Genomic DNA, 18,309 nt, shown 5'->3' with positions numbered 1-18,309 from the left:
GGGCAGCGGTGGTCGCCCCGGTCGCCCCGGTCAGCGCGCCGGGGGCAGCGGTGCTACCGCCGGTCGCCCCGGTCAACGCGCCGGGGGCAGGGGCCGCGAAAGGGTCCGCCGGGGAGCCGCTGTCCGTGGTTCCGGTGGTGATACCGGGTGATGTGCCTGCGACGGCGACTCCGCGGGCCTGCGCCTCCACGACCTCCTGCTCGGACATCCGGCTGCCGCACGCGGTCAGGGTCATCGCTACGCACACGATCCCGGCGACCGACACGAGGCCGCGGCCGCGGGCGATCCGGTGGTTCATCGACATGGCGTCTCCAGGGTCGGGGTGGACGAAGCGCTCACGTGGCGGCTATCTGCCGGCGCACGGACGCACTGATGGGGTCGAGCCGACGGCCGTCGACGACTTGAGGGATCCGGGACGAGCGGAACGAGAACGACGACTGCGAGGTCACCGCCACCAGCACGGCAGCAACTCCGAAGGCGACCTGAAGGCCGAGTTTGAGATCGGGGTTGCTGGTGTAGCTGGGAACGACGTACAGCAGGATCGGCGCGACGATGCTGGCCGTGATCGACCGCCGTCCACTGATGGCCATCACCGCGAGAACGACGAGTGACTGCGCGTAGAAGAAGCTGTCTGAGGTCACTGAACCGAACAGGGAGGCGTAGGTCGCGCCACTGATACCGGCGAGGAACGCGGAGAAGCAGAAGATGATCACGCGCGCGATGCTGAGGTTCACACCCAGCGTCGAGAGTGCGAGCGGGCTGTCGGACAGACCGCGCAGGAGGCGCCCGAGGCGGGAGCGTTCGACGGCGACAACGAGTCCGATCGCCACGATGGCAATGGCCAACAGCAGATAGTAGAAGTGCTGGTCATCCGACATGCCCCAGACCTCGGGCCGGGACGTGGGCAGGGAACCGTTGAAGAAGTACGGCTTGTTGTAGGCGTACTGCGCGAGCAGAATGCCGAAGCCGAGCGTGGCCAGGCCGAGGTAGAGCCCGGAGAGCCGGATCGCGGGAATGGCGATGAGGGCGCCGACCGGCACGGTGATGAGGCCCCCGATGAGCAAGGCCAGTCCCCAGGGCACACCATTCGCGAGCATGTGACCGAAGCCGGCCGCACCGATCGCTGCGAATCCGATGTGGCACAGCGAGATCTGCCCGGAGGTCCGCACGAGCACGTTGAGCGACAGGAAGAGAACGACCTGGCTCATCGCCGTGTTGTAGGACGGCAGGCGACTGCCGACCACCATGGGAATGAGCAACGCGACCACCAGGATTGCCATCCAGCCGACGCCGCGCTGCTGCAGCGTGAACCGGCTCTCGGGGACGGCCCGGTTCTTGATCTGGCGTCCGACTTCCCTGAGCTTGTCGCGAGGAAGGACGAGCAGGAGGATGAACAGGACGATGAACGGCATGTTGGTGTCGAGGCCCTGCAGGTCGGTGTTCGAGCTGACGACCTTGCTCATGATGTTCTGCAGCAGGCCGACGATGAGGCCGCCGGCGAAGGCCAGGGGGATGCTGGTGAAGCGCCCGATGGCGGCCGCACCGAAGGCCTGCACGACGAGGAGCGAGAGGATGTTGACGTCGAGCTGCTGCTGGTAGGCCGCGAACATGATGCCGGAGAGCGCAGCGAACATGGTGCCGATGAGCCAGCCCGCCAGGCGCACTCGCGCGGGCGAGGTACCGGTCATGTCGAGCAGGGACGCGTCGTCAACGACCGCGCGCATGTCGGTGCCCAGGCGGGATTTGCGGAAGAACAAGGTCAGCGCCGTCGCGGCGATGATCCCGATGGCTATGTTGGCGATGTTGTCGTAATTGACGATCACACCTTCGACCGAGAACGCCTCCTCCTGCGGGAGGAACCGGGGAAACTGCAGGGTCGACGGGCCGAAGATGATCTGGGCGAGCGCGAGGATCGCGACGAGAATGCCGACGGTGGCGACGATCCGGTACGTCGTGGATACCAGCGCCAGGCGTCGTCCGAGGTACTGAAGTACGACGGCCTGTGCGGGCGCGAACACAAGGAGTGTGAGCACCATGGCCACGGGCCAGGGGAAGCCGTGCTGGTCGCGCATGGAATAGAAGGCGAAGGCGGACGAGGCCGAGATCGCGCCGTGGGCGAAGTTGAACAGTCCCGAGGTCTTGTACGTGAGGACCAGACCCATCGCGGAAATGCCGTAGATCGAGCCTGTGATGAGGCCGAAAATGATGAACGGAAGGTACTCGCTCACGATGCGCACATCCGACAGCGGCCCAACCCGCGGCGGCTGAGCTCGGCGTCGCCGATCTCGAGGACACCAGGCTTGCCGGTGAGCAGGGCACAGTCGGCCCGGTGCGCGAGGTTCATGCCCGGCGCGGTGAACCGGACGGCGTCGGCAGGGAGCACGAGGCTGACGACGCGGACTGTCCGGTCGACCTCGACCAACCCCAGCACACGCAGCTCGGACAGGACGGCTCGTTCCAGGCGACGCACCCGTCGAAACGCCGGGAGGATCCAGCGGAGCAGCCCGAGGTAGGCGATGGCCGTGCCGGCAATGCCCCCTGTCAACCAGCGGTACTGGTTGAAGTAGTCCGGCTCTCCGCTGATGCCGTACCAGCTGGCTCCCAGCACTATCATGCCGATGCCGACGACGAGGGCGGCGGCGGACACGTCGCGGGGGGTCCACGGGATCGCCGTGTTGGCGAAGACGTCGCCGTCATTGCGCACGTCGGCTCGATGCGATCGACGCGTCGCCGCCAGCGCGAGGCCGCTCACGCGCCCGGCTCACCTGTCGCCAGTCCGTACCGGGACGTCGCCGAGATCGCCCGGGTCTCCCCCCCGATCGCCCGCGCCCCGGCGACCGGGGCTACCCCCGACTCGACGTGCTGCTTGAGCAGTTCGCGCACCCCGTGCAACTCGCGCCACTCGTCACGCAGGTCGGCGGAGAGCCACAGCGCCACGGAAGCCCCGAGGAGGAATATCCCCACCAGGCCACCTGAGAGGATGTAGGGCAGCTGCAGGGCGACGTACGGCGTGCCGCTCATCCCGATCCAGCCCACCAGCAGCGCGATGAGGCCGAGGATCAACAGCGCCACCGCCAGACACCGGTCCCACTGCTCGCGGACGTAGTTCTTGGGGTTCACAGCGAACGCACTCCCATGAATCGAAGGACTGACGCGGAGATGAATCCGCCGAGGCCGACGGCCACCAGGACGAGGTAGATCCCGGCGCCGTCCGGGCCGGTCACGCTGGACATCGGGGTGATGACCACCGTCGGCAGTGCGCCTTGCGCCGCCGAACCCGGCTGGGCCACCTGAGCCGGGATCGATCCCGGGAACGCCGCTCCGATCCCGTCGACCGCATTCCCATCGGCAGCAATCCCGTCAGTGGCCGGGGAAGCACCCAGTCCACCCCCCGGCAGCACGCCGCCGGCATCTCCGCCGGCATTGCCGCCGAAGCTCTGGACCGGGTCGAGCGTCACGTTGGCCTGACTGCCGCCCAGGGTGTACGTGACCGTGGATGCGCCGGTGAAGTAGGCATTCTCCGGTGGCGCGGCCGCGAGGTAGGAGATGGTCAGCGCGGCTGCGGTCACGCCGGTGGTGCTCACCTCGGGCTGTTGCACCGTCATCGTGATCCCGGCAGCGGCGAGGCCCTCAAGCACCGTCGAGGCCGGCAGCGCGTATTTCTGATTGCCCAGGCCCGGCAGGTTGATCACGAACGAGCCGTCCTGCAGGCCGATGTCCGGCTCTTCGATCGTCAGGCCACCCACGGCGGGGATCGGCAAGGGGGGCAGGGGCGTCTGCGGTGGCTGCGGCAGGCCGGGGATCGGGTTCACGAACGGCACGGTCTCAGGAGATTCCGAGGGCAGCGTGATCGCCAGTCCCGGGACACGCAAGCGGCTGAAGGAGAGCGACTGGCTGCGCGTGAGCTTTCCCGTGACGGGGTCGGCGATGACCTTGGCATGCGACTCGACCCCGGTCAGCGTCAGCGCGGGGCCGAGCTGGAGCAGCTTGAACGTGGTGTCGGCCGTTGCGTGGACCGCGCCGCTCGCCAGTTGTTCGACGCGACAGGCGGAGACCCCACCCGATGCGTCCTGCCCGAAGACGGCCCGCGCGAGGCTGACGAACTCGCCACTCTCCGCGCGGAGCGCGATCCCTGGTGCGTTGTTCTCCGTCGGTTGGTCCCCCGCTTGGGTCGCAACATACAGCGGGTAGGCAGGGATCGGGAGCGGGAGCAACGCGCCAGCCACCGAGGGCAGGTTGACCGCCACCGGACCCGGATACGGGAACGAGGCGAACGCATTGCTCTGCGACAGCGAGTCGAGGGCGGCCGATGTAGCCGGGCCACCTCCTTCGGGGGCAAGGCCGATCGGGGTGGACGGATTGGACACCTGGACATTGACGGCGTTGGCCTGCGCGAGGCCGTTGAAGCTCGGCCCGTCGGGAAGCACCTGAGGTTGGGCCACGGCCGGACCGGCCCCGAGCAGGAGGGTCGCACCGGTAGCCGCCATCCCGGTCACTACCTGGCCGCGCCGCACCGGTCGGTGGGCATGCCTCGCCTTGCGCCTGCTGCGCGCCATGGCAACCTCCTCTGGTTGAGTCAGCACTATACCAGTTTGAGTAACCGACACAAGAGCGTCTGACGATCGTTGCCGGGGGCCCCGACGATCAGGTTCGCGCCGGCTCCGGACGGGTCCGAACCGCCTCGTCGATGGGCGCATCGGCCTGGCGAAAGGCCTCCACCGGCCCCTGGCCGACGACTCGCCGACCTACTTCGGACACGATCGTGATCACCATGAAGATGCTCGCGAAGGCCGCGATCGTGGCGACGCCGGTGCTCACCTCGGTGTGCAGCGCGATGAAGATCGGAAGACCCGTCATCGTCAAGAATCCGATCTCGGCCATGGGGATCAGCAGGACCAGACGAAGCGCCTTCCAGCCCTGGAACAACTCAGGGCACGCGTGCAGCAGGGCCGCCGCGACGAGCACGCCGCTCTGGTAGATGAACGGCCAGTAGAGCGGATACCCGGTCGGATTCAGCGGCTGATTACCGAAATAGTCGTACAGGCCGAGCGAGGTTGAGGGAACCTCGAGCAGGCAGGCCGACATCAGCACCACGCCGTAGACGGACCAAAATCGCTTGGCGGTGGGACGCGACTGGAACAGGCGGTAGAACAGATAGACCTGTCCACCCCAGTAGAGCGCGGTGAAGGGCAGCACCCATACCGGCATGGGCCGCCCCAGCCAGGTGAACAGGATCTCCGCGTTCTCCTGGCGCAGCCAGACCTTGCCGAGGTTGTCGACGAACGGCTCGACGAAGGTGCACAAGGATCCGCCGACGAGCGTCAGCACCAGGATCCCGCCGGTCCGCCGCCGCTCGCGGAAGGCATAGACACACAGCCCGACCAGCGCCACGATCGGGCCGATCGTCGCGATCCACTCCACCGCGGTCGGCCCTCGTGCCCCCACCAGTTCCGCCGGCGGATCGAACGAGTGCGTCGCGATCTGGTGATGCTGCACGGGGCCTCCAGGCACTGATTGCAACAGGCCTTACTTTAGTCTGTGCTATACCTAGCTCGACAAGGTCCAGCAGCGGAAAGAGCGGAGCCACCATGAGCGACGAGAACGCAAAGGTCGTCCACGAGTTCCTCGCGGCCTTCGCCGCCGGGGACATCCAGACCGCCCTGTCCTGCCTGTCGGAGGACGCCGTCGTCGAAGAGGCGCACGGGCTGCCCTTTTCGGGTGACTACATCGGGGGCCCGGGCTTTCTCGACATCCTGAACCGGATGTCGTCCCGCCTGGGAGCGACGCTGGACAGCATCGACGTGTACGACGGTGGTGACGTCGTCGTCGGCCGCCTGGAGCTGACCTTCACCTCGCTGGCAACCGGCCGTTCGCTGAAGACCAAAGCCGTCGAGCTGTACACCGTTGCCGACGGCAAGATCACCTACGCCGACGTCTACTACAAGGACCCGGGCGCGGTCTCCGCATTGGCCACCGAGAGCTGACGGTGGGCGATGCCGGCCGGTCATAGACCGAGCGACCGGCTGATGATCGTCTTGAGGACCTCGCTGGTCCCGCCGTAGATCCGGGTCACGCGCGCATCGGCGTAGAGGCGGGCGATCGGGTACTCCATCATGTAGCCGTAGCCGCCGAACAGCTGTAAGCAGCGGTCCATGGTGCGGGCCTGGACCTCCGTGCAGAACAGCTTGGTCTTGGCCGCGTCGACCGGGGAAAGATCCCCCACCTCATGCTCGAGGACGGCCTTGTCGAACAGCGCCCGCCCGGCCTCGATGTCGGTGGCGACGGCAGCGAGCTCGAACTTGGTGTTCTGGAACGAACTCAACGGCTTGCCGAAGACCTCGCGCTCCTTGACGTAGACGATCGTGGCGTCGAGGGCGGACTGCGCCGCCGTGATCGCTCCGAGAGCGATGCCGAGCCGTTCCCCGGCGAGGTTGCGACCCAAGTAGGAAAAGGCCTTCCCCTCCTCCCCCAGGACGTTCGTGGCCGGCACCCGGACATCGCTGAAGGACAACTCCGCGGTGTCCTGCACCGCGAGGCCGAGCTTGGCCAGCTTGCGGCCCTTGGTGAACCCGGGCATGCCCTCTTCCACCACGAACAGGGTCAGGCCATCTCTGCGGTCATCGGGGTTGGTCGAGGTCCGGGCGACCACGATCACCAACTCGGCATGGACACCGCCGGTGATGAAGGTCTTCGCTCCGTTGAGGATCCAGTCCGCGCCGTCACGGACGGCGCTTGTCCTGATGCCGGCCAGATCCGACCCGGTGCCCGGCTCGGTCATGGCGATGGCGGTGAACAGGTCGCCGGTGACGACACCGGGGAACCAACGGCGCCGTTGCTCCGCCGTGGCGTAGGCCCGGAAATAGGGCAGCACGACGTCGAGATGACAGCGCAACGGACCCAGGCTGACCAGGGCCCGGGCCGTCTCCTCCCACAGCACCACGCTGTAGAGATAGCTCGCCGGCCCGGATCCGCCGTACTCCTCGTCCATGTTCAGACCGAGGATCCCGAGTTTGGCCAGCGCCCGGAAGGTGTCCCGCGGTACGAGCTGGGCCTCGAGCCAGTCGTCGTAAACCGGGACGACTTCCCGTTCCAGGAAGCTGCGGACGACCATGCGGAAGTCCTCGTGGTCCTGGCCGAACAGGGTGGAGCGCACCTCAGACCGCCGCCTTCTCCAAGATGTGGATTGCACAGGCCGAGCCGAGCCCGATGACATGGGCCAGGCCCACGCGAGCTCCCTCGACCTGCCGGTCCCCCGCCTCGCCGCGCAGGTGAGTCGCGACCTCGTAGAGGTTCGCCACTCCGGTCGAGCCGATGGGGTGACCCTTCGAGAGCAGACCGCCAGAGACATTGACCGGAATCGAGCCATCCCGCGTCGGCGCCCCGGAGTCGATGAAATCGCCGGCACCACCGGGCTCACACAGGCCGAGATTGTCGTAGTGGAGCAGCTCGGCGCTGGCGAAGCAGTCGTGCAGCTCGACCAGGTCAAGATCATCGGGACCTACCCCAGCCACCTCGTAGGCCTTCGCAGCAGCCTGCCGGGTGAGGGTGTTGACATCAGGTTGGACGAGATCACTCTCGGTCCAGGGATCGGTCGTGAGCACCGAGGCCGAGATCTTCACCGCGCGGCGCCGCACATCGGGATCGAGGGTCGCGAGCTTTGCGGCGGAGACGATGATCACCGACGCGGCCCCGTCGCCGGTCGGACAGCACATCGGCAAGGTGTTGGGGTACGAGATCTCCTCCGCGTCGAGGATCTCCTGGAGGGTGAAGACCTTCTGGTACTGGGCGAGCGGGTTCAGCGCGGAGTGTCGGTGATTCTTCTCGGCCACCTTGGCGAACTGCTCGCGGGTCACGCCGTGGGCGAGCGCGTACTCCATGCCGGCCTGGGCGAACACGCCCGGCATCAGGCCCGTGCCGAGGTTGCCTTCGATGGGCAGCACGCTGCCGTAACGGCCCTTCGGGGAGTAGACCTTGCGCTCCCCCTTGTTCTCGGCCGCTCCGCCGAGCAGGCCCATCTTGCCCATCTGCTCGGCACCGATCGCCAGGCCTGCGTCCGCCTCGCCCGCGCGGATGGCCATGATGACCGTGCGCACAGCGGTGGCCCCGGTGGCGCAGGCGTTGAAGACGTTGTACGCCGGGATCCCGGTCTGACCGATCTGCTTCTGGATGCGCTGGGCGATCCCGGAGTTCGACTCGTAGGCATTGCCGACCGCCAGGACCTGGACGTCGTCGATGGTCATCGAGGCGTCCTCGAAGGCCCCGAAGGCAACCTGGGACCCGAGGTCGACTACGTCCTTGTCCGGGTAGCGGGCGACCTTGGTCATGTCCGTCCCGACGATCCACACGTCGCCGCCGCTCATGCCGCAGCCGCGGTCCGCTTGAAGCCGAAGGAGACCGCCTCGGTGCCGTCGTCGTCGGTGCCCGCGACCCACGTCGTCAACTCGACCGGCAGACCCGGCGTGATGGTGGCGGCCTCGGCCGGGATGTCCACCAGGTTGGCCTTGACGACACCGCCGCCGTCGAGGTCCACGATGGCGGAGATGTACGGGGTCTTCAGGTTGGCGGACGCGCGTCGCACGATGGTGAACGCCCGCACCGTGCCGGTGGTGGCGAGGTCCTTCGTGCCGAACTCACGGCGCCCGCAGCGGGCGCACCCGTTGCGCCGGTCGAAGTAGAGCGCCGCACAGTGGGTGCACTGATGTGCCCTCAGGTGCGGGACGGGACCGAGGACCAGGTAGTCGACGATCGGGATCTGGGTGCTCAATGTTTCCTCGTCTGGGTGGGGAGCCGGGCAGCGAATCAGAGTTAGTTATCGCTGTACAAGATTGGGCGCACCGCCGGGCCGGGCATTACTGCACGAAGCGGTGCTGCGGGAAAAGCTGCGACGCGATCGCGTTCTTCAGCACGGGCGGTGAGCCGCCGGCAACCAGGGCGGCCATCGAATCGCGGTGCAGGCGCTGGGCGGCGAAGTCCATCGTCGTGCCGTCGCCCCCGCACAGGATCATCGCCTGCAGTGTGACCTCGGGGAGCATGAGGCAGCCCGACAGCTTGGCCATGCTCGATTCCTGCGCGAGCGGGAACTTGCCGTCCACCGCCGTCGCGGCCGCCCGGTAGACCAGCATCCGGTGCGCCTCGATCGCCATGCGCAGGTCGACGAGAGTGTGGTAGGCCGACTGGAACTGGATGATCGGCTTACCGAAGGCCTCGCGCTTCTCGATGTAGCTGACGGCCTCGTCGTACGCCGCCTCGGCCAGCGCCAGGCTCAGCGTCGAGTTGTGGATGCGCTCCATGTTGAACGCGCTCATGATGTCGCCGAAGTGTCCGGGGCCCCGGACGACATTCACCTTGGGGACCCGGCAGTTGTCCATGTGCATCTCGCCGTGGGGCAGCCCGCGGGTACCCACGAACTGCGCTCCGGGCTCCAATCGCAGCCCAGGGGTGTCTTTTTCGATCACCACGACCCCGATGCCGCGGTGGCCGGGGATGTCGTCGAAGCGCACGAACGTCGCGTAGAGCTCGTTGACCGGCGAACCGGTGATGAACCGCTTGCGGCCGTTGATGACCCAGGCGTCGCCGTCGTCGACGGCGCTCGTGGTCAGGGCCGTGAGGTCAGAACCGTGATCCGGCTCGGTCAACGCGATCGCGCAGGCCTTGCGGCCGGCGACGATGTCCGGCAGGAACTTCGCCCGGGTCGCCTCGTGCTCGGCCCGCAGGATGATCGACGGTCCCGGGCCCGTCGTGCCGAACGTCGTCTCGGCAACGATCCACGACTGCGAGCACTTGATGAGCTGTTCGACGACCAGGACGTAATCGAGAACGGACAGGTCGGCGCCGCCGTAAACCGCGGGCATCGTCAGCCCGATGAGCCCGGCCTCGACGATCGAGGCAGCCACCTCGTCATAGGGCGCCTTGTCCTCCAGGTCCCACCGTGTCACGTGCTCACGCCATTGGGCACCGACCTTGGCCCCGCGGGCCTGAAGGTCGAGCTGAGCCGCGGTGAGTGCCAGGTCCATGACCGGTCTTCCCTTCGTTAGTTAGGTGTGTACTATACCTCTAAACAGCCGGAAGCAAAGCCCCACAGGAGCCCCGATGAGCGTGGATACGTTGGACACCGGCACGGAGCAGCAGTCCGCGGTGATCACCGAGGAGGCGCTCGCTGCGCTGCGCAAGCTGATCGGCGTGAAGATCACCGACACCGTCGAGCCGTGGTGCTACGAGGCGACGCGCGACAACATTCGCCACTACGCCCACGGCATCGGTGACGACAACCCGCTGTGGTGCGATCCGGAGTACGCCGCCACCACCGGGCACGGAACGGTCGTTGCTCCGCCGTCGTTCCTGTTCGCCCTGAACCGCATCTACTCCGGCTACGTGGGCGGCCTTCCCGGCGTGCACGCGATGTGGTCGGGGGCCAAGACCACCTGGCACCGCGCCCTGCGCCGCAACGACGTCGTGCGCACCGAGGCCTACCTCAAGGAACTGGTCGAGCATCAGACCCGCTTCGCCGGGCGCGCGATCCAGCAGACCTACCACGTCGACTTCTTCGTCGGCGACGAACTCGTCGCCGAGGGCGACTCCTGGTGCTTCCGCACCGAGCGCGACGCCGCCCGCGACGCCGGGAAGTACGCCGAGGCCCGCCAGAACGAGCCCCGGTACACCCCGGAGGACATCGCGCGCACCTACGCAGCCTACCGCGCGGAGGCCGTTCGCGGTGCCACCCCGCGGTACGTGCAGGACGTCACCGTCGGCGAAGAACTGCCCCTGATGACCAAGGGCCCCATGACGGTCACCGGCTTCATCGCCTACGCCCAGGGCTGGGGTGGGCTCTACATCCGCGCCAACCGCATCGCCTACAAGCAGATCGCCAAGCACGCCGGCCTCGGCATCCCGGACCGCTTCGGCATCCTCGACGTCCCCGAGCGCGTGCACTGGGACGACGACCTCGCGCGCCGGGTCGGTACCCCGCGGGCCTACGACTACGGTCCCGAGCGCACCTCGTGGCTCACCCACCACGTCACCGACTGGATGGGCGACGACGGCTTCCTCGTCAACCACGAGGCGAAGATCCGCCGGCACAATCCGACCGGCGACATCATCACGATCACCGGGACCGTCACCGCAGTGGACCCCGCGACCGGCCTGGTCACGATCGAGCAACGCGCGGAGCAGCAGGACGGTGAGCTCTCCGCTCTCGGCACAGCGACGGTGCGGCTCCCGTCGCGGGGATGAGCACCCCGCTGCGCTCGGAAGCCCCGGTCTGGGGCACCGAGATCGTTCCCGAGCTCGCCGCCGGTCGAGCGGTCCGGGCGTACCGCGATCGGCGGCGTTGCGTCGCGGAGCTGCTCGCGGACCTCGAGCGCTGGGGCGAGCGGACCTGCCTCGTGCAGGGGGCTCGACGCATCTCGTTCGCGACGCACCTGCGCGATGTGAACGCCCTGGCCGCGGAGCTCATCCGGCGGGGGGTGCGCCCGGGCGACCGGGTGATGCTCCTCGCCGGCAACTCCGCAGAATGGGTGACCGCCTTCTGGGCCGGCTTTCGCGCCGGCGCCGTCGTGGTGCCCGCGAACGCCTGGTGGTCTCCGGCGGAGATCACGCATGCCCTCGAGATCACCCGCCCCACCATCGTGGTCGCCGACGAACGACGCGCGGCCACCCTTCCCACCGAGGTAGCGGTACTCCGCTCGGAGGAGATCCGCGCCCTGTGCGACGCGGCCGGCACGGCGCCGATCGCGGCGCCGACCGGCGTGACTGCCCCGGCCGAGGACGCCCCGGCGATGATCCTTTTCACCTCCGGAACGATGGGCGCCGCCAAAGGCGTCGTGCTGAGTCAACGGGCGGTGGTCGCGAACATCCACAGCCTGCTGGCCCGAACCCGGCGGCTGCCCTCGCAGCTCGGGCCGGACCACGTCGCCACGGTCAGCCTCATGAGCCTGCCGCTCTTCCACGTCGGTGGGATCCAGACCATGATCTCCGGCCAGCTCGTCGGCGGGACGTTGTTGTTCCTGGAGGGACGCTTCGACCCGGTCCAGGTGCTGAGCCTCATCGAGCGCGAGAAAGTGCGCTTCTTCGGCGGCGTCCCGACCATGGTGATGCGCGTCCTGGAGTGCCCGCGCCTCGGGGACTTCGACACCTCCAGCATCGAGTCCGTCGCCATGGGCGGCTCCATGGTCGTGCCCGAGCTGGCCGAACGGATCAAGGCCGGCTTCCCGACCGCCCGGAGCAACATCACCAGCATCTACGGCCTGACCGAGGCCGGCGGCGCACTGACCTCCGCCGGGCGCACCGACCTGCTCGACCGACCGGGCTGCGTCGGCCGGGCCCTGCCGGTGGTCGAGCTGCGGATCCTCGCGCCGGACGAGGCCGGCGTCGGGGAGGTCATCGCGCGCTCCCCCACTCTCATGAGCGGGTTCTACGACGGCGATCCCGCCGACACCCCGATCGACGCGGACGGCTGGCTGCACACCGGCGACCTGGGTCGCCTCGACGCGGACGGCTACCTCTACATCGTGGGCCGGTCGCGGGAGATCATCATCCGCGGTGGGGAGAACATCGCGCCCGGCCACGTCGAGAATTGTTTCCTCTCACTGGCCGAGGTCGCCGACGTCGCCGTCGTCGGGCTACCGCATCCGAGCCTGGGCGAAGAGGTGGGCGCCGCCATCGTGCTGCGCCCCGGGAGCGCAATGGACTTCGACCGACTACGGGCCACCGCACGGGAAAGGCTCGCCCGTTTCGAGGTCCCCACCCGCTGGTGGATCAGCACCGATCCGCTCCCCCTCAACGCAACCGGCAAGGTCGCCAAGCGCGTCCTGATCGGCACCTGGACCGACACCCATAAGGACGAGGAGTGACGACGATGGGCAAGCCCCAAGGCAAGCTCGACGGCAGGCTGGACGGCAAGGTCGCCGTGGTGACCGGAGCAGGGCGCGGCATCGGCCGGGGTGAGGCGCTCGCCCTGGCCGCGGAGGGGGCCAAGGTCGTGGTCAACGACCTCGGCGGCACCTGGAACGGCGGCGGCACCGACGACCGGCCCGCCAGCGAGGTGGCCGCGGAGATCGTTGCCGCCGGCGGCGAGGCCCTCGCCAACTTCGACGACATCACCACCGTCGAGGGCGCGGGCCGGCTGATCGATCAGGCGATCGACGGCTTCGGCCGACTCGACGTGCTGGTCAACAACGCGGGCATCCTGCGCGACGGCATGGTGTTCAGCATCGACCCGGCGGACTGGTCCTCGGTCGTCACCATGCACCTGATGGGTCACTTCCTGCCGACCCAGGCGGCCTCCCAGCACTGGCGTCAACGCAGCAAGGGCGGCGACGTCAGCCACCGCGCGATCATCAACACCACCAGCGAGTCCGGCCTGTTCGGCAACGCCGCCCAGTCCAACTACGACGCCGCCAAGATGGGCATCGTCTCCTTCACCATCGCCGTCTCCCGCGAGCTTGCGAAGTACGGCGTAACGGTCAACGCGGTCGCGCCGAGGGCCCGGACCCGGTTGACCATGAGCACCTTCGAGGGCGGGGACCGGGAGCAGGAGTTCGCGGCCGCCGACCAGCCGTTCGACGCCATGGACCCGGACAACATCGCGCCGTTCGTTACCTTCCTGGCCACTCCGGCCGCCTCCGACATCACCGCGCAGACCTTCATCGTCTGCGGAGGCGCCGTGGCGCACGTGAAGATGCCGCAGATCTCCGACGTCCTGTTCAAGGAGGGCCGCTGGAGCGTCGATGAACTCATCGAGCGCCGCGAGGAGCTCTTCAAGGAACTCGGCCCCAGTGTCTACGAAGGTCCCCGCGGCTACGCGCGCCTGCCGAAGCAATGAGCAACATCCGCGTCGAGGTCGCCGCCGGGGTAGCCACGATCACCCTGGACCGACCGGCGGCGTTGAACGCCTTCACCTCGCCGATGATTGCGGACTTCCTGGCCGCGATCGACCGCACGGATGCCGACGACGAGGTCCGCGCCGTGGTCGTCACCGGCGCCGGGCGCGGGTTCTGCGCCGGCGCCGATCTGTCCGCCGGCACGGACACCTTCGACCGCCAGGTGGGCGACGAGGTCTTCCGGGACGGCGCCGGCGTGGTCTCGATGCGCCTGTTCCGCTCACGCAAACCGCTCATCGCGGCCATCAACGGCCCGGCTGTCGGCATTGGCGCCAGCCTGACCTTGGCGATGGACATCCGGCTCGCGGCCGACACCGCCAAGTTCGGCTTCCTGTTCGCCCGTCGGGGCATCGTGCCGGACGGGGCTTCGAGCTGGTTCTTGCCTCGCATCGTCGGTGTCGGGACGGCCGCCGAGTGGATGTTGACGGGCCGGATGATCCTCGCCGACGAGGCCGCGCGCGCCGGCCTGGTTACCGGCGTGCACCCCGCGGACGGACTCCTTCCCGCCGCGTACGCGATCGCCCGCGAGATCGCGGAGTGCACCGCACCGGTGTCCGTCGCCATGACGCGTCGTCTGTTGTGGATCGCACTGGGTGAAGCCCATCCGATGGCAGCGCACCGCCGGGAGTCGCAGGCCCTGCGCTGGTGCGGGGCCAACGCGGACTCGAAGGAGGGGGTCGGCGCCTATCTGGAGAAGCGGGCACCGCGGTTCCCACTCACCGTCTCGCGGGACCTTCCAGCATTCTTCGATATGGACTCTGAGCCGTCCTTTAGTTTATAATGCACTATACCAATTGTTAGAAGGCAGGACGCTGCGCCATGGGCAACTCGGTGCACCCCGACACGGACGAGAGCGCGATCGTCGACGCCGCGATCGCCAAGCTCCTCCAGGCCCACCCCCCGGCCCGGACCGAGACCCAGGAGCTCCTCGGCGCAGTGTTCGACTCCGGGCTGGCCTGGATCCACTTCCCCGTTGGAATAGGCGGTCTGGGCCTCAGCACGGTGCTCCACCAGTACGTCTACAGCTCGCTCACCGCGGCCGGCGTACCGGATTACATCTCGGAGACTCCGATCGGCTACGGGATGGCCGGACCCACCATCGCGGAGCACGGCACCGAGGCGCAGATCGCTCACCACCTGCGGCGGATCTTCACCGGCGAGTTCGTATGGTGCCAACTGTTCTCTGAGCCGGGCGCGGGTTCGGACCTGGCATCACTCTCGACCCGCGCCGTACCCACCGGCGACGGATGGTTGGTCAACGGCCAGAAGGTGTGGACCACCCTCGGCCACCTGGCGCAGTACGGACTGCTCGTGGCCCGCACTGACCCAGACGCACTCAAGCACCAGGGGCTGACCTACTTCCTGCTGGACATGACGCTCCCCGGCGTCGAGGTCCGCCCCCTCCGGCAGATGTCCGGCGACGCGGAGTTCAACGAGGTCTACCTCTCCGACGTCCTCGTGCCGGACTCCGCACGCATCGGCGGCGTGGGCGAGGGCTGGGGCGTGGCGATGACCACGCTGGCCAACGAGCGGCTCGTGCTGGGAGCGACCACGCCCCGTCACGGCGGCGCCATCGACGAGGCGCTCGCCCTGTGGAGCGCGCGCGAGGACAAGACCTCCGCGGCGGCCCGGGTCTTGCGCGACCGCCTGTTGGACCTGTGGATCCGGGACGACGTTGCCTGGCTGACCGGTGCCCGCGCCGCGCAACGCCGCGAGTCGGGTCCGGGACCCGAAGGTTCGGTGAGCAAGATCGCCCGATCCTCGATCAATCAGCAGACCTACGAACTGTGTGCCGACCTGCGGGGCGCGGCCAGCCTCATCTACAGCGCGGCCGCGGCGCTCGACGGCACCGCCCAGCCCGGGTACATGTTCCTGCGCAGCCGGGCGCAATCCATCGAGGGCGGCAGCTCCGAGGTTTTGCGCGACGTCGTCGCCCACCGCGTCCTGGGGCTGCCGCCTTCTCACCGTCCCGACAAGGGGATTCCCTGGAACGAGGTGCCGCGGTCATGAGACTCGTCTTCACCGAGGAACAGGAAGAGCTCCGTCGCTCCGTTCGCCGGCTGCTGGAGAAGACCTCGGCCAGCCGCGAACTACGACAGGTGATCGACAGCGACCTCGGGTACGACCCCGAGGTGTGGGCGCTCATGGCGGACCAGATGGGTCTGCAGGGCCTGGCCATCCCCGAGGAGTTCGGCGGCTCGGGCTACGGCTGGATGGAGCAGGTCGCCGTCCTGGAGGAGATGGGGGCGGTCCTGCTGTGTTCGCCCTATTTCGCCTCGGTGATCCTCAGCGCGACGATGCTGCTCAGCATCGATGACCCGGAGGCACGGCGCGACCTGCTGCCCGGCATCGCCGGCGGCCAGTCGATCGCCACGGTGGCGTTCACTGAGGATGACGGCCGCTGGCACGACGCGCCGATCCGCACGACCGCCCGGCCGGGTGACGGCGTGTGGTGTCTCGACGGGCACAAGACCTACGTCCTGGACGGCATGACCGCCAACCTGATCCTCGTCGTGGCCGCCACCCCGGGTGGCGCTTCCCTGTTCGCGGTCGACGCGAGAAGCCCAGGCCTGGTGCGCACTCCGCTGGAGACGTTGGACCAGACCCGCCGGCTGGCCCGACTGGAACTGCGGGGCACTCCGGCGCGGCTGATCGGCGCCGAGGGAGCGGCTAAGGCCGCACTGGCGCGAACGCTCGACCTCGCCTGCATGGCGATCGCGGCAGAACAGGTCGGCGGCGCCCAGCGCTGCCTGGACATGAGCGTCGAGTACGCGAAGACCCGAGTGCAGTTCGGACAGCCCATCGGGACCTTCCAGGTCATCAAGCACAAGTGCGCCGACATGCTGCTCGAGGTCGAATCAGCGCGGTCGGCCGCCTACTACGCGGGCTGGGCCGCCGGCGAAGACCCCGAAGCCCTGCCGGCCGCCGCCTCCCTGGCCAAGGCGTACTGCTCCCGCGCCTACTGCCACGTCGCCGCCGAGAACATCCAGATCCACGGCGGCATCGGGTTCACCTGGGAGCACGACGCGCACCTCTACTTCAAACGAGCCAAGGCCTCGGAGTTGCTGTTCGGCGACGCGGGTGAGCACCGGGAGCTGCTCGCCGACCGACTCGGGATCGAGAGCCTCCGGCTCGGCGGCGGCCGCATCGATGCGTGAGGTCTGCGTCGTTGATGCCGTGCGCTCCCCCTACGGCAAGCGCCGGGGGGCCTTTTCCGGTCTCCACGCCACCGACCTCCTCGGCCAGGTGCTGCACGGGCTCCTGAACCGCACCGGCGTCAACGGCGATCAGATCGACCAGGTCATCGGCGGCTGCGTGAGCCAGGCCGGGATGCAGACGTCCAACCTCACGCGGTGGGCCTGGCTCACCGCCGGGCTGGCCGTGGAGGTCCCGGCGACGACGATCGACGCCCAATGCGGCTCCTCACAACAGGCGCTCACCCTCGGCACCGGCCTGATCGGCTCCGGCCTGGCCGACGCGATCGTGTGCTGCGGAGTGGAGATGATGAGCCGGGTCCCGATGGGTTCCCCCGTCCCGGCGGACGGCTCACTGGGAACACCGGTGACCGACGCCTATCGCAAGCGCTACGAGTACACCTCCCAGTTCGACAGTGCCGACCGCATTGCGGCGCACTGGGGGCTCGGCCGGGAGGACTGCGACGCCTTCGCCCAGCGCTCCCAGGACGCGGCGGCCCGCGCCGTGGCGGCCGGACGGTTCACCAGCCAGATCATTCCCATCACGGTGACCGGCAACGAGGGCGAACTCACCGTCGTCAACCGCGATCAGGGGCCCCGCCCGACCACCATCGCGGGTCTGGCCGGCCTCGACCCGGTGAACGGCCCGGGCGGTATCCACACCGCCGGCAGCTCCTCGCAGATGACCGACGGCGCCTCGGCGCTGCTGCTGATGGCGCGCGAGAAGGCCGACGCACTCGGCCTGCGCCCGCTGGCCACGGTCCACGACACGATCCTCATCGGATCCGACCCGGTGCTCAAGCTCACCGGGCCCATCCCGGCGACCACCAAAGTCCTCAAGGACAACGGTCTGACGATGCAGGACATCGACGTCATCGAGATCAACGAGGCCTTCGCTGCGGTCGTCCTGGCCTGGCAGCAGGAGCACGGGCCGGACCCCGCACGGGTCAACCCCAACGGTGGCGCGATCGCGCTCGGTCACCCGCTCGGCGCCACCGGCGCCGGGCTGGTCGCGAAGGCGGTGCACGAGCTCATCCACGGCGACGGCGAACTGGCGTTGGTCACCGCGTGCTGCGGCGGCGGGATGGCCACCGCGACGTTGTTGTACCGCTCCTAGTGGTCCGTCTGCGAATTGATCTGGTTGAGGACCTCACGCCCGCGACGGACCTTGGCGATGATCTCCTCCGCGGTCGCCTTCCAGATGAAGGGCTTCGGGTCGGTGTTCCAGTGCTCGGCCC

At 68.4% G+C, this 18,309-nt stretch carries 17 protein-coding genes and 1 pseudogene; 8 read left to right on the top strand and 10 right to left on the bottom strand.

Going from position 1 to position 18,309, the window contains the following annotated elements; translation table 11 throughout:
* From H0X00_RS10015 to H0X00_RS09990, 6 genes and pseudogenes are all read right to left on the bottom strand, one after another.
* Window positions 1–304 (bottom strand): annotated as a pseudogene (locus tag H0X00_RS10015) (hypothetical protein); the annotation flags it as partial.
* 31 nt (window positions 305–335) lie between these two features.
* Window positions 336–2,228, bottom strand: a complete 1,893-nt coding sequence (locus H0X00_RS10010; RefSeq protein ID WP_293769570.1) for an ABC transporter permease — start codon at window positions 2,226–2,228, stop codon at window positions 336–338.
* Window positions 2,225–2,752 carry a hypothetical protein gene (locus H0X00_RS10005; RefSeq protein ID WP_293769567.1) on the bottom strand — a complete coding sequence of 176 codons (528 nt, stop codon included), beginning with the start codon at window positions 2,750–2,752 and terminating at the stop codon, window positions 2,225–2,227. Before H0X00_RS10005 ends, H0X00_RS10010 begins: the two co-directional genes overlap by 4 nt.
* Window positions 2,749–3,120: a hypothetical protein gene (locus H0X00_RS10000; RefSeq protein ID WP_293769565.1), complete on the bottom strand. Its 372-nt coding sequence runs from the start codon at window positions 3,118–3,120 to the stop codon at window positions 2,749–2,751. Before H0X00_RS10000 ends, H0X00_RS10005 begins: the two co-directional genes overlap by 4 nt.
* Window positions 3,117–4,556: a hypothetical protein gene (locus tag H0X00_RS09995; protein ID WP_293769563.1), complete on the bottom strand. Its 1,440-nt coding sequence runs from the start codon at window positions 4,554–4,556 to the stop codon at window positions 3,117–3,119. Before H0X00_RS09995 ends, H0X00_RS10000 begins: the two co-directional genes overlap by 4 nt.
* An 88-nt stretch (window positions 4,557–4,644) precedes the next feature.
* Window positions 4,645–5,391, bottom strand: a complete 747-nt coding sequence (locus tag H0X00_RS09990) for a hypothetical protein (RefSeq protein WP_293769561.1) — start codon at window positions 5,389–5,391, stop codon at window positions 4,645–4,647.
* A gap of 197 nt (window positions 5,392–5,588) precedes the next feature.
* On the opposite strand from H0X00_RS09990, the gene H0X00_RS09985 reads away from it, so the two are divergent.
* Window positions 5,589–5,984, top strand: coding sequence for a nuclear transport factor 2 family protein (locus tag H0X00_RS09985; RefSeq protein ID WP_293769559.1), 396 nt, complete (start codon window positions 5,589–5,591; stop codon window positions 5,982–5,984).
* A 20-nt stretch (window positions 5,985–6,004) separates the two neighbouring features.
* On the opposite strand, the gene H0X00_RS09980 is transcribed toward H0X00_RS09985, so the two are convergent.
* The 4 genes from H0X00_RS09980 to H0X00_RS09965 all read right to left on the bottom strand — a co-directional run bounded on the left by H0X00_RS09980 (window position 6,005) and on the right by H0X00_RS09965 (window position 10,013).
* Window positions 6,005–7,153: an acyl-CoA dehydrogenase family protein gene (locus H0X00_RS09980; RefSeq protein ID WP_293769558.1), complete on the bottom strand. Its 1,149-nt coding sequence runs from the start codon at window positions 7,151–7,153 to the stop codon at window positions 6,005–6,007.
* Window position 7,154: 1 nt separating this feature from the next.
* Window positions 7,155–8,360, bottom strand: coding sequence for a thiolase family protein (locus tag H0X00_RS09975; RefSeq protein WP_293769556.1), 1,206 nt, complete (start codon window positions 8,358–8,360; stop codon window positions 7,155–7,157).
* Window positions 8,357–8,764: an OB-fold domain-containing protein gene (locus tag H0X00_RS09970; protein ID WP_293769554.1), complete on the bottom strand. Its 408-nt coding sequence runs from the start codon at window positions 8,762–8,764 to the stop codon at window positions 8,357–8,359. The genes H0X00_RS09975 and H0X00_RS09970 overlap by 4 nt, the downstream gene beginning before the upstream one ends.
* Window positions 8,765–8,849: 85 nt before the next feature.
* Complete coding sequence (locus H0X00_RS09965; RefSeq protein ID WP_293769553.1) at window positions 8,850–10,013, bottom strand: acyl-CoA dehydrogenase family protein; 1,164 nt, start codon at window positions 10,011–10,013, stop codon at window positions 8,850–8,852.
* 76 nt (window positions 10,014–10,089) lie between these two features.
* On the opposite strand from H0X00_RS09965, the gene H0X00_RS09960 reads away from it, so the two are divergent.
* Genes H0X00_RS09960 through H0X00_RS09930 form a run of 7 tightly spaced genes read left to right on the top strand, consistent with a single transcriptional unit; the run spans window position 10,090 to window position 18,188 of the window.
* Window positions 10,090–11,229 carry a MaoC family dehydratase N-terminal domain-containing protein gene (locus H0X00_RS09960; protein WP_293769552.1) on the top strand — a complete coding sequence of 380 codons (1,140 nt, stop codon included), beginning with the start codon at window positions 10,090–10,092 and terminating at the stop codon, window positions 11,227–11,229.
* Window positions 11,226–12,848 (top strand): class I adenylate-forming enzyme family protein, encoded by a 1,623-nt coding sequence (locus H0X00_RS09955; protein WP_293769550.1) that lies wholly within the window; start codon window positions 11,226–11,228, stop codon window positions 12,846–12,848. Before H0X00_RS09960 ends, H0X00_RS09955 begins: the two co-directional genes overlap by 4 nt.
* A gap of 5 nt (window positions 12,849–12,853) precedes the next feature.
* The gene (locus H0X00_RS09950; RefSeq protein ID WP_293769548.1) at window positions 12,854–13,819 is read left to right on the top strand and encodes an SDR family NAD(P)-dependent oxidoreductase; all 966 of its coding nucleotides are present in this window, start codon (window positions 12,854–12,856) and stop codon (window positions 13,817–13,819) included.
* Entirely contained in the window at window positions 13,816–14,658 is an 843-nt protein-coding gene (locus H0X00_RS09945; RefSeq protein WP_293769547.1) for an enoyl-CoA hydratase-related protein, read from the top strand. The genes H0X00_RS09950 and H0X00_RS09945 overlap by 4 nt, the downstream gene beginning before the upstream one ends.
* A 38-nt stretch (window positions 14,659–14,696) precedes the next feature.
* Window positions 14,697–15,887 carry an acyl-CoA dehydrogenase family protein gene (locus H0X00_RS09940; protein ID WP_293769546.1) on the top strand — a complete coding sequence of 397 codons (1,191 nt, stop codon included), beginning with the start codon at window positions 14,697–14,699 and terminating at the stop codon, window positions 15,885–15,887.
* The gene (locus H0X00_RS09935; protein ID WP_293769545.1) at window positions 15,884–17,035 is read left to right on the top strand and encodes an acyl-CoA dehydrogenase family protein; all 1,152 of its coding nucleotides are present in this window, start codon (window positions 15,884–15,886) and stop codon (window positions 17,033–17,035) included. The genes H0X00_RS09940 and H0X00_RS09935 overlap by 4 nt, the downstream gene beginning before the upstream one ends.
* Complete coding sequence (locus H0X00_RS09930; RefSeq protein WP_293769544.1) at window positions 17,028–18,188, top strand: acetyl-CoA C-acyltransferase; 1,161 nt, start codon at window positions 17,028–17,030, stop codon at window positions 18,186–18,188. The genes H0X00_RS09935 and H0X00_RS09930 overlap by 8 nt, the downstream gene beginning before the upstream one ends.
* Window positions 18,189–18,309 lie beyond the last annotated feature (121 nt).

The organism is Sporichthya sp. (genome assembly GCF_013815995.1).
Classification (GTDB): domain Bacteria; phylum Actinomycetota; class Actinomycetes; order Sporichthyales; family Sporichthyaceae; genus Sporichthya.
This window is presented reverse-complemented; position numbering and strand designations above follow the sequence as displayed.

What these genes read in the sequence shown, in the direction of transcription:
- H0X00_RS09950 (WP_293769548.1), top strand. Translation starts at nt 12,854, where the DNA reads ATGGGCAAGCCCCAAGGCAAGCTCGACGGCAGGCTGGACGGCAAGGTC.
- H0X00_RS09940 (WP_293769546.1), top strand. Translation starts at nt 14,697, where the DNA reads ATGGGCAACTCGGTGCACCCCGACACGGACGAGAGCGCGATCGTCGAC.
- H0X00_RS09935 (WP_293769545.1), top strand. Translation starts at nt 15,884, where the DNA reads ATGAGACTCGTCTTCACCGAGGAACAGGAAGAGCTCCGTCGCTCCGTT.
- H0X00_RS09965 (WP_293769553.1), bottom strand. Translation starts at nt 10,013, where the DNA reads ATGGACCTGGCACTCACCGCGGCTCAGCTCGACCTTCAGGCCCGCGGG.
- H0X00_RS09955 (WP_293769550.1), top strand. Translation starts at nt 11,226, where the DNA reads ATGAGCACCCCGCTGCGCTCGGAAGCCCCGGTCTGGGGCACCGAGATC.
- H0X00_RS09975 (WP_293769556.1), bottom strand. Translation starts at nt 8,360, where the DNA reads ATGAGCGGCGGCGACGTGTGGATCGTCGGGACGGACATGACCAAGGTC.
- H0X00_RS09995 (WP_293769563.1), bottom strand. Translation starts at nt 4,556, where the DNA reads ATGGCGCGCAGCAGGCGCAAGGCGAGGCATGCCCACCGACCGGTGCGG.
- H0X00_RS09960 (WP_293769552.1), top strand. Translation starts at nt 10,090, where the DNA reads ATGAGCGTGGATACGTTGGACACCGGCACGGAGCAGCAGTCCGCGGTG.
- H0X00_RS09930 (WP_293769544.1), top strand. Translation starts at nt 17,028, where the DNA reads ATGCGTGAGGTCTGCGTCGTTGATGCCGTGCGCTCCCCCTACGGCAAG.
- H0X00_RS09945 (WP_293769547.1), top strand. Translation starts at nt 13,816, where the DNA reads ATGAGCAACATCCGCGTCGAGGTCGCCGCCGGGGTAGCCACGATCACC.
- H0X00_RS09985 (WP_293769559.1), top strand. Translation starts at nt 5,589, where the DNA reads ATGAGCGACGAGAACGCAAAGGTCGTCCACGAGTTCCTCGCGGCCTTC.